Source organism: Celeribacter sp. ULVN23_4 (assembly GCF_054788345.1).
In genome coordinates, this window is sequence record NZ_JBTVYO010000004.1 from 39809 (window position 1) to 55539 (window position 15731).

Annotated in this window: 17 protein-coding genes and 1 pseudogene; 9 read left to right on the forward strand and 9 right to left on the reverse strand. The window is 59.7% G+C overall.

From position 1 onward, the window contains the following. The first annotated feature begins 3 nt into the window (after nt 1-3). The 6 genes and pseudogenes from ACYBHZ_RS10895 to ACYBHZ_RS10920 form a co-directional block, all read left to right on the forward strand. Nucleotides 4-1224 (forward strand): 3-hydroxybenzoate 6-monooxygenase, encoded by a 1221-nt coding sequence (locus ACYBHZ_RS10895; RefSeq protein WP_460274309.1) that lies wholly within the window; start codon nt 4-6, stop codon nt 1222-1224. Nucleotides 1225-1257: 33 nt separating this feature from the next. Beyond that, the gene (locus ACYBHZ_RS10900) at nt 1258-1956 is read left to right on the forward strand and encodes a fumarylacetoacetate hydrolase family protein (protein ID WP_460274310.1); all 699 of its coding nucleotides are present in this window, start codon (nt 1258-1260) and stop codon (nt 1954-1956) included. Between the two features lie 11 nt (nt 1957-1967). Then, nucleotides 1968-2615 carry a maleylacetoacetate isomerase gene (gene maiA / locus ACYBHZ_RS10905; RefSeq protein WP_460274311.1) on the forward strand — a complete coding sequence of 216 codons (648 nt, stop codon included), beginning with the start codon at nt 1968-1970 and terminating at the stop codon, nt 2613-2615. Between the two features lie 59 nt (nt 2616-2674). Further along, complete coding sequence (locus ACYBHZ_RS10910) at nt 2675-3778, forward strand: cupin domain-containing protein (RefSeq protein ID WP_460274313.1); 1104 nt, start codon at nt 2675-2677, stop codon at nt 3776-3778. After that, entirely contained in the window at nt 3778-4344 is a 567-nt protein-coding gene (locus ACYBHZ_RS10915) for a maleylpyruvate isomerase N-terminal domain-containing protein (RefSeq protein WP_460274314.1), read from the forward strand. The genes ACYBHZ_RS10910 and ACYBHZ_RS10915 overlap by 1 nt, the downstream gene beginning before the upstream one ends. Before the next feature lie 113 nt (nt 4345-4457). Then, a pseudogene (locus ACYBHZ_RS10920) lies at nt 4458-4766 on the forward strand (IS6 family transposase); the annotation flags it as partial. Here ACYBHZ_RS10920 and ACYBHZ_RS10925 read toward each other — a convergent pair. Then, nucleotides 4720-4905, reverse strand: a complete 186-nt coding sequence (locus tag ACYBHZ_RS10925) for a hypothetical protein (protein WP_460274507.1) — start codon at nt 4903-4905, stop codon at nt 4720-4722. The pseudogene ACYBHZ_RS10920 and the gene ACYBHZ_RS10925 sit on opposite strands and share 47 nt — an antisense overlap. 284 nt (nt 4906-5189) lie before the next feature. Then, nucleotides 5190-5741, reverse strand: coding sequence for a TetR/AcrR family transcriptional regulator (locus ACYBHZ_RS10930; RefSeq protein ID WP_460274315.1), 552 nt, complete (start codon nt 5739-5741; stop codon nt 5190-5192). An 81-nt stretch (nt 5742-5822) separates the two neighbouring features. On the opposite strand from ACYBHZ_RS10930, the gene ACYBHZ_RS10935 reads away from it, so the two are divergent. Both ACYBHZ_RS10935 and ACYBHZ_RS10940 read left to right on the forward strand, forming a co-directional pair. Further along, nucleotides 5823-6686, forward strand: a complete 864-nt coding sequence (locus ACYBHZ_RS10935) for an alpha/beta hydrolase family protein (protein WP_460274316.1) — start codon at nt 5823-5825, stop codon at nt 6684-6686. 11 nt (nt 6687-6697) lie between these two features. Continuing rightward, nucleotides 6698-7177: a hypothetical protein gene (locus ACYBHZ_RS10940; protein ID WP_460274317.1), complete on the forward strand. Its 480-nt coding sequence runs from the start codon at nt 6698-6700 to the stop codon at nt 7175-7177. A 226-nt stretch (nt 7178-7403) separates the two neighbouring features. Here the strand turns inward: ACYBHZ_RS10940 and ACYBHZ_RS10945 are convergent, their stop codons facing one another. The 7 genes from ACYBHZ_RS10945 to dctP form a co-directional block, all read right to left on the reverse strand. Continuing rightward, nucleotides 7404-8945 (reverse strand): aldehyde dehydrogenase (NADP(+)), encoded by a 1542-nt coding sequence (locus ACYBHZ_RS10945; RefSeq protein ID WP_460274318.1) that lies wholly within the window; start codon nt 8943-8945, stop codon nt 7404-7406. 55 nt (nt 8946-9000) lie between these two features. Then, nucleotides 9001-9726 carry a ribonuclease activity regulator RraA gene (locus ACYBHZ_RS10950; protein ID WP_460274319.1) on the reverse strand — a complete coding sequence of 242 codons (726 nt, stop codon included), beginning with the start codon at nt 9724-9726 and terminating at the stop codon, nt 9001-9003. Nucleotides 9727-9736: 10 nt separating this feature from the next. Then, nucleotides 9737-11476 (reverse strand): L-arabinonate dehydratase, encoded by a 1740-nt coding sequence (gene araD / locus ACYBHZ_RS10955; RefSeq protein ID WP_460274320.1) that lies wholly within the window; start codon nt 11474-11476, stop codon nt 9737-9739. A 4-nt stretch (nt 11477-11480) separates the two neighbouring features. Beyond that, complete coding sequence (locus tag ACYBHZ_RS10960) at nt 11481-11642, reverse strand: hypothetical protein (RefSeq protein ID WP_460274321.1); 162 nt, start codon at nt 11640-11642, stop codon at nt 11481-11483. A gap of 17 nt (nt 11643-11659) precedes the next feature. Further along, nucleotides 11660-12976, reverse strand: coding sequence for a TRAP transporter large permease (locus ACYBHZ_RS10965; protein ID WP_460274322.1), 1317 nt, complete (start codon nt 12974-12976; stop codon nt 11660-11662). Continuing rightward, nucleotides 12966-13487, reverse strand: coding sequence for a TRAP transporter small permease subunit (locus ACYBHZ_RS10970; RefSeq protein ID WP_460274323.1), 522 nt, complete (start codon nt 13485-13487; stop codon nt 12966-12968). Before ACYBHZ_RS10970 ends, ACYBHZ_RS10965 begins: the two co-directional genes overlap by 11 nt. Nucleotides 13488-13562: 75 nt before the next feature. Continuing rightward, nucleotides 13563-14585, reverse strand: a complete 1023-nt coding sequence (gene dctP, locus ACYBHZ_RS10975; RefSeq protein WP_460274324.1) for a TRAP transporter substrate-binding protein DctP — start codon at nt 14583-14585, stop codon at nt 13563-13565. A gap of 164 nt (nt 14586-14749) precedes the next feature. Between dctP and ACYBHZ_RS10980 the strand changes: the two genes are divergently transcribed. Further along, complete coding sequence (locus ACYBHZ_RS10980; protein WP_460274325.1) at nt 14750-15442, forward strand: GntR family transcriptional regulator; 693 nt, start codon at nt 14750-14752, stop codon at nt 15440-15442. Nucleotides 15443-15731: the final 289 nt, after the last annotated feature.

Genomic DNA, 15731 nt, shown 5'->3' on the forward strand with positions numbered 1-15731 from the left:
CTCATGTCTGATCTTCCCATTATTATTGCCGGTGGCGGCATCGGCGGCCTCGCCGCAGCTTGTGGCCTCGCTCGCAAAGGGCATCGCTCCATTGTCGTCGAACAGGCCCCTGCGCTTGGCGAGATCGGCGCGGGCATCCAAATCGGTCCGAACGCCTTCCATTGCTTCGACTATCTCGGCATTGGCGACGAGGCCCGCGAAAAGGCGGTCTATATCGACAAGCTGCGCCTCATGGATGCACAAACCGCCGAGGACATCACCTCGATCCCGCTGGACGAGCCGTTCCGCGAGCGCTTTAAAAACCCTTATGCCGTGGTGCACCGCGCCGATCTGCATGGCGTTCTGCTCAAGTATTGCGAAGACAGCCCGCTGGTCGATATTCGCACCTCCCATGTCGTGGAAGGCTATGAGCAGGATGGCACCTCCGTGACGCTCAAGGTCAAAGACCGCGATCCGATCAAGGGCTCTTTCCTGATCGGAGCCGAAGGTCTGCGTTCCCCGATCCGGGGCCAGATGATCGGCGACGGCGAGCCGCGGATTTCCGGGCACACCACCTATCGTTCCGTCATTCCGACCGAACAAATGCCCGAAGATCTGCGCTGGAACGCGGCGACGCTTTGGGCCGGTCCGAAATGTCACATCGTCCACTACCCGCTGAAAGGCTGGAAAATGTTCAACCTCGTCGTGACCTACCACCGCGACGTGCAGGAGGCCATCGCAGGCCGCCCGGTGTCGAAAGAAGAAGTTGCCGCAGGGTTTGAACACATCCACCCGAAGGCCCGTCAGGTCATCGAACATGGTTCTGATTGGAAGCTTTGGGTGCTCTGTGACCGCGATCCGATTTCCAACTGGGTCGACAACCGCGTGGCGCTTTTGGGCGATGCCGCCCACCCGATGCTGCAATACTTCGCACAGGGTGCCTGCATGGCCATGGAAGACGCCGTCGCCATGTCGCATTGCATCGAGCATTACGGCGAGAACGTCGAACGTGCGCTGCAGATCTATCAGGAAATGCGCAAAGTCCGCACCGCGCGGGTTCAGATGAACTCCCGTCTCATCGGCGAATACATCTACCACCCGGACGACGCGAAAGCCGCAGTGCGCAACCACGTGATGTCCAACATGACGCAGGACGAATGGTACGATCAACTGTCCTGGCTCTATGGCTCCACTGGTCTCGACGACACCACGGTCAACGCCGCGCTGAAAACCGCCGCTGAATAACCTCCCTTCAAGAAACGCAAAAAGGACAAACCTATGGCTTATGTCTTCCCCCCCGCCCCGCAGGCCACCGTGGCCGTGGACGGCACGGATGATCGTCTCCCGGTCCGCCGCATCTTCTGCGTGGGCCGCAACTACGCCGCGCACGCGCGTGAGATGGGCAAAGACCCCGATCGCGATCCGCCCTTCTTCTTCACCAAACCGGCAGACGCTGTGGTTGAAACCGGCGAGACCGTTGCTTACCCGCCGGAGACCGAGAACTTCCACTACGAGGCGGAACTCGTCGCAGTGATCGGCAAAGGTGGCAAGAACATCTCCGAAGAAGACAGCCTGTCCCACGTCTGGGGCTATGCTGTCGGCAACGACCTGACGCGTCGCGACCTGCAACTCAAAGCGCGCGAGCAAGGCCGTCCTTGGGATTGGGGCAAGGCGTTTGACCGCTCTGCTGTCATCGGGCCTGTGTTCCCGGTGGAAAAAGTCGGTCACCCGGACAAGGGCTCGATCAAGCTCACCGTGAACGGAGACGTCAAACAGGACGCCGATCTGGCCGAGCTGATCTGGTCCGTGCCGGAAATCATCTCGATCCTGTCGCATTCCATCGCGCTCGTGCCCGGCGATCTGATCATGACCGGCACGCCCGCAGGCGTTGGCCCGATGGTTGAGGGCGATGTTTGTGTCGTCGAGATCGAGGGGCTTGGCAAAATCGAGACGCCCATCGGCCCCAAAGAAGCCTGAGGTCTGAGACGATGAGCATGAAGTTGCACAACATCTTCCGCTCCTCGACGTCAACGCGGCTCCGCGCCGCGTTGAACCTCAAGGGGTTGGACTATGACTATGTTCCCTATGTGCTGCGCACCGGGGAAACGCGGACGCCCGAGTATCTGGCGAAAAATCCGCAAGGTCTCGTCCCAACCCTTGAGAAAGAGGACGGCAGTTTCCTGACCCAATCTCTCGCCATCATGGAATGGCTGGAGGAGACCCATCCCGAGCCTGCGCTTTTGCCCGCGGATGCCGACGGTCGCGCCCGTGTACGCGCCCTGTCTTACATGATCGCCTGCGAGATCCACCCGCTCAACAACCTACGCGTGCTGTTTCGCATCCGCGATCAGTTCGGCGCCGATGAAGAGGCCCAGAAAGCGTGGTTCACCCATTGGGTCACCCTCACCTTTGACGCTTTGGAAGTCGAGCTTTCGACCTCGAAAGACACGGGGCGCTATTGCCACGGTGACACGCCGACCATGGCCGATTGCTGCCTCTATGCGCAGGTCTGGAACAACAAACGCTTTGGCGTGCCGCTTGAAAACTGGCCGGTGATTGCCCGCATTTACGCGGCCCTCGACACGCTGCCCGCCTTCACCAAAGCCGCACCGCCCAATCAGCCCGACGCGGCCTGACGCGCCGAACCGACATGCGCGCGGCCTGAGCCGCTCATATATTACGGAGGAGATACCAGATGTTGACCGAAGATCGCAGCCACGAAACCGTTGAACACGGCATGCAGCCGGAGGACACCCCGGAACTGCGTGCACTTTACAAAGGGTTCGAGGCCGAAAGCCTTATCCCGCTCTGGACACAACTCGGCGACCTGATGCCTATGACGCCGAAATCCAAGGCCGTGCCGCACGTCTGGCGCTGGTCCGATCTTCTGCCGCTGGCGGAAAAATCCGGCGAGCTGGTGCCTGTCGGACGGGGCGGAGAACGCCGCGCCATCGGCCTCGCCAATCCGGGTCTGGGCGGTCACGCCTATGTAACGCCCACACTCTGGGCCGCGATTCAGTATCTCTGCCCCGGCGAGAACGCCCCTGAGCATCGCCATTCGCAGAACGCTTTCCGCTTCGTCGTTGAAGGCGAAGGCGTTTGGACCGTTGTGAATGGCGATCCGGTGCGCATGTCGCGCGGTGATCTTTTGCTCACGCCGGGCTGGAATTTCCACGGCCACCACAACATCGCCAACGAGCCGATGGCGTGGATCGACGGTCTCGACATTCCGTTCAGCCAACAGATGGACGTCGGCTTCTTCGAATTCGGCTCTGATCGTGTGACCGACAATGCCACCCCGGACTACTCCCGAGGCGAGCGCCTTTGGTGCCATCCGGGTCTGCGTCCGCTGTCGCAGCTTCAGAACACCGTGTCTTCGCCGATCGGTGCCTACCGTTGGGAATTCACCGACCGCGCCCTGACCGAACAGCTTTTGCTGGAAGACGAGGGCCAACCCGCCACCGTCGAGCAGGGCCACGCCGCCATCCGCTACGTCAACCCGACGACCGGCGGCGACGTGATGCCGACGATCCGCTGTGAATTCCACCGTCTGCGCGCTGGCACGCAAACGGCAACACGCAACGAGGTCGGCTCCACCGTATTCCAAGTCTTTGAAGGCAAGGGCGCGGTTGTTCTAAACGGCGTTGAGCACAAGCTGGAGAAAGGCGACATGTTCGTCGTCCCAAGCTGGGTGCCATGGTCGCTTCAAGCTGAGACGCAGTTCGATCTCTTCCGCTTCTCGGACGCGCCGATCATGGAGCGTCTGGGCTTCATGCGGACCATGGTCGAGGGGCAGTGATGACCCTTACGGAGACAGACCTTGCCGCCCGAGAGACGCTCAAAGCCCGTCTGGGTAAGGGGGCGCGGTTCGACGCCCCCAATGCGCCCGCCAACGACTTGCTCTTAGCCCGCAGAGGCACGGCCTATTTCGCGCGCAAACTCATGGAACTCTCGGATGAGGCGCTTTATGAGCCCTCCGCCATCGACGGCCTGACCCGCGCACATGTGATCGTCCGCGTGAGCTATGAGGCCCGCTATCAGGCGCTGGCATTGGAAGCCTTGGACAAGGGCGAGGTGCTGGCCCTGCCGGAAGAATTGCCGTCTTTCGATCTCGCCGCGACATTGCCCGCACGCGCGCTTCGGCATCTCTTCCAGCATTCCGAGGTGCATCTCAACGTCTGCTATCGCGATCTGACGGAAGATCAGTGGGACATGGACATGGTACTGGTCAACGGCAGCATGACCACACCCCGCGCCCTGCCCCTCATGCTCGCCAAAGGTATCTGGCAAGGGGCACTCGATCTCGGCAGTGGCGCGCGCCTAATTGATTTGCCCATGCTCATCAGAGGCCCAAACTCTGACTAAAGCGTTTCTACTTAAACCTGAATCAGGGTTTGAGCAGAAACGCTTTAGATCATCATGAATACGACAGGCATTGCCAAGTTGTTTGTGCGTTCTGAATTGGTTACCGCTCACGCATGAAGATACCGCCCCAAAAGGCTCGCCCGAAGGGTTTTCGTTTTCCGCGTGAGATCGTCGCCTATGCCATCTGGGTCTACCATCGATTTGCAATCAGCAGCACTGACGTTGAAGATCTGCTCGCAGAACGCGGTGTGACGGTCAGCCGGGAACCGATCCGGAAATGGGTCAACTGCTTTGGCGGCCATTTTGCGAATTGCATCAGACGAGACCGATCAGCCGCGACCGACAAATGGCATTTGGACGAAGCGGTCATACCGATCAACGGTCGGAAATGCTGGCGATGCCGATCAGATCGTGAGTCTGGCCCGGCGTCAGGCAAAGCGCAATGGGACGCTTCAAATCGCCAAAGCAAGCGCAGCGGATCACAAACAGAATGCGCAGGGAAGTGTCCCTGCCCGCGCGTTTCAACATTTCACCATGACCGTATCGGGTCAGTGATGGCACGGACGCCTTTCTCTCAGCTGTCACTCTCGCCGCCACCGTGCTGTTCTGGTTAGGTAGCCTGAACCTAAAGCGTCCGGCCTTTAACCTGAGACATCAGATACAGGCTGGGCACGTGCGACGTTCATATGTTGCACGGCGTTCGGCCAAAAGCTGTGTTTCAAATTTTTGGTCGAACGCTTTAACGCTAGAGCCAACAACCTACCTTTTTGTATCATCGGATTTGGTCGGAAGGCGGGAAGCGGCAACTCGCCGCACCCAACACAGATGTCCGGCTCGACAAAAATTCAGATTTTTGCCCTGAGTTCCTGCGCCAGTTGGGCAAAGGCCGCGTTGGATTGTTGCGCAAAGGCAATGACCCACGCGCCCTGCAATTGACAGTGCAAAGCAAAGGCCGCGTCGTCAGGCCGGGGATGACCCAACCGTTCGGCGTGCTTCTCGATACATTTCGTCCAGCTGCCATACACGTCCTGCGCGGTGATCTGGAGGCGCGGTTCCAGCGGGGCGGCTTGCAGGATGCTGAGCACGGGACAAGCCGGGACATGTGTCTGCGACGTCACCTCGGTGGCAATGGCGTCGCAGACCATGAGCGCACCTTCGTCAAAGCTTTCGGCCTGCGCGAAGGTCGCATCAAGCAGCCGTTCCAGCCACGCCCCGGCCCAGCGTGTCGCGGCGTCGGCCAGTTCCTGTTTGCCGTTCGGGAAATGGTAATAGAGCGACCCTTTGGGCAGCCCCGCCTGTTTGAGAATTTCCGACAGGCCAACGCCCGAATACCCCTTCTGACGAAAGAGGTTCGAGGCGGTGCGGATCAGCTTGTCGCGGGACGTTGGGTCACTCATGGCAAAAGAGATAGCGCCATTGGACCGATTGGTCTATTGCTTCCGTAGACCAGTCGGTCCAATGCAAAAAGGGTGAGAGTTTTGGAACAGGCCGCGCAGAAAATTTCCATTCCAGTAGAGGGGGCCACACTTGTCGGGACTTGGTATCCTGCGCCTGATGTGCCCCTTGCCAGCCTGGTGCTGCATGGCGCCACCGGCGTGCCGCAGCGCTTTTACCGCCATTTCGCCGCTTGGGCGGCCGCGCGCGGGATCAATGTTCTGACCTATGACTATCGGGATTTCGGCGCGTCCCAGACCCGGCCGATGCGTGAAAGCCAGACGAATTTCGCGGACTGGGCCGTGCGCGATCAGACCGCAGCACTCGATACGCTGGCCAAACTGGCTCCGACAGGCCCCTTGTGGGTGCTCGGGCACAGTTTGGGCGGGCTTGGCCTTCCGTTCCAGAACCTGCCCGACCGCGTCACACGCATCACCACCATCGGCGCCGGGATCGGACATTATACCGACCATCCCTGGAGCTACCGGCCCAAGGTTCTGGCCTTCTGGTTCGCGCTTGGCCCCGTGGCGACCGCCCTTGCGGGCTATATGCCGGGCAAAAGATTGTTGCTGGGGGCCGATCTGCCCGCCGGTGTCTATTGGCAGTGGCGCAGATGGTGCACCCGGCGCGATTTCTACGCCTCGGACATCGGCATCACCCTGCCCGAACCGAATTACACCATCGACGGCAAGGACATCCGTATTTGCGTTGCCGCCGACGATGTCGTCGTCCCGCCGGTTGCGGTCCGACGCTATGCGGAGGCCTTTGCGCCCTCAGGGGCCGAGTTTCGTATGTTTGCCCCTGCCGACTACGGCCTGCCTGCGCTCAAACATATCGAAGCCCTGTCCAAAGAGAGCGCGCCGGTCTGGGCCGATCTCCTCGAATTGCCCCAGCCCGATCTGACCTGAAAGGCCCGCCCATGACTGATAATGCGACACAGGATGGAACCCGCTCAGAAGTCCTGAGCACCCGCGCCCGGAAAACCATCCTCTGGGCCAATATCGCCATGATTGCGATGATCGTGATCCACGACAGCGATCACGTCCGACAGGCTGCGAACTGGTGCTATACGATCAGTGCGCAGCTTTGGCTGGTGAATGTGTCCGTCTATGTGCCGAGCCTGATCGCATTGGCGCTTTTGTGGCGCGGCAAAGGCGCGGGCGTTGCGACGATGATCAACGGCCTGCTGGTTGGCGCGGCCTTTTCCGAAGTTCACCTGTGGCGCCCCTCGATTCCGGTTTGGGGCATCTGGAATGACAATTTCTTCATTCTGGGCGTGGATTGGATCAGCTGGACGATCCTTGCGCTGACGGTCCTGGTGGGGGCGCTTGTGAGCGCTGCCGGGGCGTATGCGCTTGGCCTGCAGTGGGCTGCGCGGCAAAGCAGGCACGATGCCTGATGGGCGTCTTTTGCGGGAAGATGTTTGAAAAGTCTCGAAAACATCCCAATACGCAGCAGTTGAAATGGCGATTTGGAACAGCGTCCCGCATCACGGAGTGATGCCATCTCCGATCAGGTACGCAAGATGAAGGGCCGGTCGTCGTTCCGTTCATCGATCAGGCGATCCGTTTCGACAAAAGCGTACATATTACGCGCCCGGCCCCAGCAAAAATGCCACGTTCTAATTACACTGCCGCACTCAGTATTTTTTCTTGCATCAAGTCACTTGGCTGAACGCCCTCCGGGATGCCCTGATAGCAAACAGGGCGGAGGAAGCGGCGGATGGAGAGGGTGCCGACCGAGGTTGCGCCGAAGTTGGTGGAGGCCGGATAGGGCCCACCGTGGACCATGCTGTCGCAGACTTCGACGCCTGTCGGGAATCCGTTTGCGAGCACGCGGCCTGCTTTGCGTTCGAGCACGGGCAAGAGGCGGCGAGCGTGGTCGGTATCCGCGTCATCCATGTGGAGGGTCGCGGTCAGCTGGCCCGCAAAACTACGCGCGACGCGGTCCATCTCGGTGACGTCTTTGGCCACGACCACGAGACCGAGCGGCCCGAAGACCTCTTCCGAGAGCGCATGATTGCCGAGCCAGTCAGCGGCGGCGACTTTGAACAGGAACGGCTTGGCCTCGCGGCGGTCGCACATGGAGGAGAGCAGGTCTTGCACGCCCGTTTGTGCGCCCAGTTTCGCCGCGCCTGAAGTGTAGGCCGCAGCGATGCCGTCCGTTAGCATGACCTGCGCGCCTTGCTCGGAGAGCGCTTTGCGGGTGGCTTCGATGAAGGCATCAGACTCCTCGCTCTCAATCACCACGGCGATGCCGGGGTTGGTGCAGAACTGGCCCGCACCCATGCTCAGCGAAGCGGCCCAACCTTGGCCCAGAGCTTCGCCACGGTTCGCAACCGCGGCGGGCAGCATGAACATCGGGTTGACGGAGCCAAGCTCGCCGAAGAAGGGGATCGGGGTCTCGCGCTGCGCACACAAGTCAAAGAGCGCGCGGCCACCAGCCAGAGAGCCGGTGAAGCCGACGGCGGAAATGAGCGGATGCTGCACGAGCGTCTGGCCGACCGTGCGATCACCGCCTTGGACGAGGGAGAAGACGCCTTTGGGCATGCCGGTTTTCTTGATCGCGGCGAGGATGGCTTCGGCGATGATTTCGCCCGTCCCGGGATGCGCGCCGTGGCCTTTGACCACAACGGGACATCCGGCGGCCAGCGCGGCGGCGGTGTCGCCGCCAGCGGTGGAGAAAGCGAGCGGGAAGTTGGAGGCGCCGAAGACCGCGACCGGCCCAATCGGGCGCTGCATCATGCGCAGATCGGGGCGCGGCAGCGGTTGGCGGTCCGGCAGCGCGGCGTCATGGCGGCGGTCGAGGTAATCGCCGTTGAGAATGTGATCAGCAAAGAGCCGAAGCTGTCCCGTCGTGCGCCCGCGCTCGCCCTGAAGCCGCGCTTCGGGCAGGCCCGTTTCCTGTGCTCCGATCTCAGTGATGGCCTCGGCGCGTGCTTCGATCTCGTCCGCGATGGCATTGAGAAACGCCGCGCGCTCTTCGCGGGACGTGTAACCATAGGTCCAGAACGCGTCTTCGGCGGCTTCACACGCTGTGTTGACGATCTCGGGGGTGCCCATGAAGAACGTGTGCTCTGCGCCATGGGCCGGAGCGGATTGGAAAGTCGCAGTGGTGGAAACCCACTCCCCTGCGATCAGGTGTCTGCCGTGCGGGGTAAAGGTCATGTGATGTCCTTTTCAAGTGTCAAAAAGAGCGCGGGAAAACCGTGCCCTCGGGGGATCAGCGGTCGGAACGCGCCTGCCAGTCTTCAAACTTTTTCTGGTTCTCGTCCTTGGTGCAGGGATAGAGGCCAATGACGGGTGTGCCGTTGAGCACTTCTTCGAGAACGAACGCCTCAAAATCTTCCATGCTGGAACAGACCTCTGCGATTTCTTCAGAGAGGTGCGCAGGGATTACCATCACACCGTCTGCATCACCCACGAGCACATCGCCGGGGAACACCGCAACTTCGCCGCAGGCGACGGGCACATTGATGTCGAGCGCTTCGTGTTTGGTGAGGTTGGTCGGCGCGGACGGACCGGCGCAATAGGCTGGCATGTCGAGCGCGCCGATACCTTCGCAATCGCGGAAGCCGCCGTCCGATACGACACCGGCGCAGCCGCGCACAGCCATGCGGGTGATCAGGATAGACCCTGCGGTTGCTGCAGAGGCGTCGCCGCGTGCGTCCATCACGAGCACCTGACCCTTCGGGCAGGTTTCGACCGCGACGCGCTGCGGGTGATCGGCGTTGCGGAACACCTCAAGCTGGTTGCGGTCTTCACGGGCCGGAATGTAGCGCAGGGTGAACGCCTGCCCGACCATATTGTCGCGGGGTCCGCCGAGGCGCTGCACGCCCTGAATGAACTGGTTGCGCAGGCCGCGCTTGTAAAGCTGGGTCGCGATAGAGGCCGTCGAGATGCGTTTGTATTTCGCGCGGGTTTCGTCGGAGAGAACATAGTCGGTCATAGTCAGGCCCTCAGAAGATATCGGGTTCGCCGGCAGTTTTGCCGAAATCGGATTGCAGGAAGTCGAAGTCACAGCCCTGATCGGCCTGTGTCACGTGTTTGGAGAACATGTAGCCATAGCCGCGTTCGAAACGGGGTTCGGGCAGTTTCAGAGCCGCGCGACGCGCGTCCAGTTCGGCCTCGTCCACGAGCATGTCGAGCGAGCGGTTCGGCAGGTCGAGGCGGACGATGTCGCCGGTTTTTAACAGCGCGAGCGGGCCGCCAACGTAGGACTCTGGGCTGACGTGCAAGACACAGGCACCATAGGACGTTCCCGACATACGCGCGTCGGAAATCCGGAGCATGTCCCGGTGCCCCTGTTTGATCAGCGCCTTTGGGATCGGCAGCATACCCCATTCGGGGAAACCGGGTCCGCCCTGCGGCCCGGCGTTGCGAAGCACCATGACCATATCGGGGGTGACATGGGCGTTTTCGTCATCGACGAAGGCTTTCATCTCCGGATAGCTGTCAAAGACAACGGCCGGCCCCTCATGCACATGGTACTTCGGGTCACATGCGGCGGGCTTGATCACGGCGCCGGAGGGGCAGAGGTTGCCCTTGAGAACGGCGAGCGAGCCTTCGTGGTAGACCGGGTTCGACAGCGGGCGGATCACGTCGTCATTGTAAACAACAGCCCCTTCGAGGTTCTCGCCCATGGTCTTTCCGGTGACGGTCATGCAGGAGGTGTCGAGACGACCCTCGATCTGTTTCATCAGCGCACGCAGGCCGCCCGCGTAGTAGAAATCCTCCATCAGATAGTCCTTCCCCGACGGACGCACGTTGGCGATCAGCGGCGTGTTGCGGCCAAGCTCGTCGAGCTCTTCGAGCTGCATCGGAATACCGGCACGACGAGCCATCGCAATCAGGTGGACCACGGCGTTCGTCGAGCAACCCGTCGCCATAGCGACGACAGCGGCATTGCGACAGGCGCCTGCGGTAATGATCTGGTCGGGCGTCAGATCTTCCCAGACCATTTCCACGATGCGACGTCCGCAGTCTGCGGACATCCGCAGGTGGTTCGCATCCACGGCAGGAATGGAGGACGCGCCAGGCAGGGTGATCCCCATGGCATCGGCGATGGCTGTCATGGTGGAGGCGGTGCCCATGGTCATGCAGGTGCCCGCAGAGCGCGCGATGCCGCCCTGCACACCGAGCCATTCCTCGTCGGAAATGTTGCCTGCACGGCGTTCGTCCCAGTATTTCCACGCATCAGATCCGGAGCCGAGAATCTTGCCCGCGTAGTTGCCGCGCAGCATCGGACCCGCCGGCAGGTAGATCATCGGCACGCCCGCCGAGATCGCGCCCATGACGAGACCGGGGGTGGTCTTGTCACAGCCGCCCATCAGGACCACACCGTCGAGCGGGTGCGAGCGGATCATCTCTTCCGTCTCCATGGCGAGCATGTTGCGGTAGAGCATCGAGGTCGGTTTCGTGAAACTCTCGTCAACGGAGAGCGAGGGCATCTCGACGGCGAATCCGCCCGCTTGGGCAACCCCGCGTTTGACGTCCTGCACACGCTCTTTGAAGTGCGAGTGACAAGTGTTGAGTTCGGACCAGGTGTTGAGTACGCCGATGACAGGTTTGTCACGGAAGTCCTCTTCGGAATAGCCCAGCTGCATCATCCGGGACCGGTGCCCGAAGGAGCGCAGATCATCGGGCGCAAACCAGCGCGCCGAGCGCAGATCTTTGGGGGTTTTGTTTTTTTTGGTCATAGGTTTATCCCCGGAAAGTGAAGATCAGCCAGCAGACGAAGATGGTGAACGCGAGGCCGACGATCTCCGGCCAGTTGCCGAAATTGTGTTTGTCGCGTGTCTCCTCCGCCTCGAATTCGGGGCGGGACAGGTCTTCGTCCTGTTTGGTGAGTTTTGGGTCAGACATGGTCAGCTCCTTTCACGTCATTCGAACTGTGCAGGCAGCCAGAGCGCGAGCTCGGGGAACGTGAGAACAAGGAAGAGTCCCACGGCCTGCAGTGCGATGAAGGGAAGAACCGCCACGAAAATTTCCTGAAGCTCGATTTCTTTCGGGGCGACGGATTTGAGGAAGAAACAGGCGGGTCCGAAGGGAGGCGAGAGGTAGTACATCTGGATGTTCATTGCGAAGAGCACACCGAACCAGACCGGATCGAAGCCGAGATCAATCACCACCGGCGCAAAGATCGGCACGGTGATAAAGATGATGGCGATCCACTCGAGGAAAGTCCCGAGCACCATCACGATCAGCATCATGACAACGATCACCCAGATCGGTCCGATATCGAGCGAGGTCAGAACGCCGCGCAGGAAGTCACCGCCACCAATGCGGTTGTAGATACCGATGAGGGACACCGCACCGATGACGAGCCAGATGATCGAACCCACGGTGAGAACAGTCTGGCGCATTGCGTCGCGGACCATTGTCCAAGTAAGTTCGCGGCGCAGGCCGGCGACGATGATGGCTCCGACCGCACCGATCGCGGCTGCTTCGGTCACTGTTGCGACGCCGGAGTAAATCACGCCGAGCACGGAGCCGATCAGGATCGCGGGGAGAATGATCCCCTTGAGGTATTTCAAGCGCTGGAAGAACGGCAGACGGGTTTCAGGCACATCGTAGATCGGCGCCATTTCAGGATTTAGCCGAACGCGGATGAGGATGTAGATGATATAGAGCGTCGCGAGGATCAGACCTGGCACGGCGGAGGCCGCAAAGAGTTTGGTGATCGAGACCTGTGCAGCGAGGCCATAAATGATCAGCACGACAGACGGCGGGATCAGTGTCGCGAGCGCACCTGCGGCACAGATGATACCGATGGCAAGTTTGCGGTCATAGCCGAGGCGCATCATCTGAGGCAGGGCGATCAGGCCGAGCATAACGATCTCGCCGCCCATGATCCCCGACATTGCAGCCAGAAGCACAGCGACGAAAGTCGTCTGCACACCGACAGAGCCGCGGAAACGCCCGCCCATGATCGCCATGGAGTCGAACATGGATTTGGCGATGCCTGACCGTTCGAGCACGTTCGCCATAAAGACAAAGAACGGGACGGCGATCAGCTCGTATTTGTGCAGGACTTCGCCAACGTTTGCGGCGACGATAAAGAACCCGGCCCGTTCGCCGAAATAGAGGATCGCCGTCGCGAGCGAGACGGTTAGCGTTGTGATGCCAAGCGGCACGCCGACAGCCATGAGCGCCAGAAGCGAAACGACGATCAGGAGTGTGATAATCTCAATGCCCACCGGTGATATCCCCCTCGGTGTGCTGGGCCCAACGGATGATGTTGGCCAGAAGTTGTAGAATGTAGAAGATGCAGCCAACGAAGAGCAGGACCTTGAGGTAGGTCGGCGCCATCGAGTTCATCGCCGTGCCGGAATATTCCGTCCGCGAAAGCACCTTTGATGCGGGATGGTAGAGGGCCATCGACAGCACGATGAGAGCGCCCGTTGCGATCAGCATCTGGCATAGGCGGAATATGCGCCAGACGCGTTCTCCAGCAACAAGTTCAAACATGGTGATCGAGATATGGCGATGCCGCTCGGTCACATAGCCGACGGACAGAACCCATGCACTGGCACAAAGTGTCATTGCAAGTTCGGTCGACCAGAGCGTCGGTGCGTCAAAGCCGTAGCGCAGAACCACTTCGAGAGCGGAGATCACGATACAGGCAAAAAACAACACGGAGCAGGCTTGGCCGACAAAAACACTCACGCTGTCCATAGTGGCAGCATAGAGGGCAAGAAGGCGTTTCATCGCGTTCCCCCAAAGCGGTTTTCGGAAAGGTCGAAAGTGTGGAGACGGCCCGACACGGGCCGCCCAGCTAAAGTTTTATTTGAAGAGACCGATTTCGGTCATATACGCGATGTTGGCATCCAGAGCCTCTTTGGCGAGGTCGGATTTCTTAGCGTATTCTTCCCATTGTTCACGTGCGACCATGCGCAGTTGGTCACGATCTTCCTGCGCCCAGTCGATCACTTCGATCTTGTCGGTCGCGTTATCGCGGGCTGCAAGTTCGGCGTCTTTCTTGGAGACTTCCTCGGCCATTGCGAACATGGCGTCATACCACCAGTTGCGCAGGGCGGTTTGGTCTTCTTCGGAAATTTTTTCCCATTTCTCCGTGCTCACAGTGAACTGCATCGACGGCATGGAGTGGATGCCCGGATATAGCGGGTATGGCGCGACGTCCATTAGGCCGGTCGCATCGTTGTTCACATAAGCGGAGGCGTCTGCGGCATCGACGATACCCTTTTCCAGCGCGCCGAACACTTCGGAGAAGGGAATGGACACAGGGGATGCACCCGCCGCCGAGAAGACGGCTGCGGCCAGACCCTCAGGAGAGCGGATTTTCTTGCCTGCGAGATCTTCGAAGGTACGGATCGGCGTACGGGCCGGGAGCGCTTCACGGGAGTACGGGCCACAGGCAACAACGTGCACTTCGCCGCCGGTCACAGAGTCAGCAGCTTTCTGCATCATCGCCTCACCGCCGCCGTCCTTGCAGAAGCCGAGCATCTGTTGGGGCGTGTCGTAGCCGGATATCAGGTCGCCCATGATAGCGTATGCAGGTTCGAGGCCCGCAAAGTAGTTCACAGAGGTGAAGTCACCATCGAGAACGCCGGCAGCGACAGCCTCTGGGGTTTCGCGCGCGGGCACGACGGAGCCGTTCGGGGTCAGGACGATCTTGACACGGCCTTCCGTCGCTTCTTCGAGTTTGGGCAACCAGTTTTTGGTGATAAACTGGGTCGAGAAATCGCCTGCGTTGAACGAAGTCTGAATATTCAGAGTCTCTGCATTTGCCGCCGCTGCCACAGCGACAACGCTGCAGGCGAGCAGCAGAGTGTTGGTATGATTCATAATTTTCCTCCCAAAGGTTTTGCAGAGTCTCCTTCTCTGCCTAAATAAAACACTAATATATTAGTGTAGGTGTAGCAATATATCTGTATAAGAAATCTGGGGATCGACCCCAACAATCTTGTAACTCCCTTTCTTCGGGGTAAAAAATGTCTCTGAGTTTTACTATGGCTTCGGAAAAAAGCGCCGCGCGCAGCACGAAAATCAAGAAATTGTCGGCGAGCCAGCAGATTCACGCGGCTTTACGCGAGCGCATCATTGCATTGGATCTCACGCCAGGAGAGTATCTGTCGCGCGCTGAAATTGCTGACTACTATGGTGTGAGCCAGACCCCTGTCCGCGATGCGATGATGCGTCTTGAGGAAGAAGGGCTACTCTTCATTTTCCCACAATCCAAAACCGAAGTGTCGAAAATCGACATCGGGCAGGCGCAGGAAACACAGTTTCTGCGCATGTCTCTTGAGATCGAGGTGGCACGCCGACTGATTACGGCCAACAATCCCGCCTTGCTCCGTTCCGCGAAAACCGCGCTGCATCAACAGAGGATCGCGCACGAAAACGGCGATCTGGCGCTTTTTGCGGAATACGACCGCGCATTCCACCGCGCACTCTTTGCAGCCTGTGAAGTCTCAGCACTTTGGGATTTGGTCGTCGAACGCTCGGGGCACATTGATCGACTACGCAAACTGAACCTGCCCGACCCCGGTAAGGTCTTTGAAATTCTTTCTTATCACGCCAAGATACTTTCCGCGATTGAATCCAGGGATGCAGCAAAAGCCGAAGCCGAAGTGCGCGAACACCTCTCCGGAACGCTGGCGCGCATTGATGCGATTATTGCACGCCATCCAGAGTATTTCTGACGGTAGTAATTGAGAAACGGACAACCGAGTGCCCAGTCGAACCCCACCATCTCGTTCCATCGGTTCGCCTGCCTGTGAACGTAGTGGCGTTGCGCCCTGAACATAACGGTTATACTCGATTATCCGTTGTTGCTGCGTCGCGGCAATCCTATTTCAAGCGCAGAAAACGAGTTCATCCCAAGAGGAAAAGACATGTACTCCCCAGCCGTAGAAAAGATTCAGGCTCAGGCTGAATACGAGCGCGCCATGATGTTGAAATCATTCTTCACCAAACTGTTTGCACGCAAGA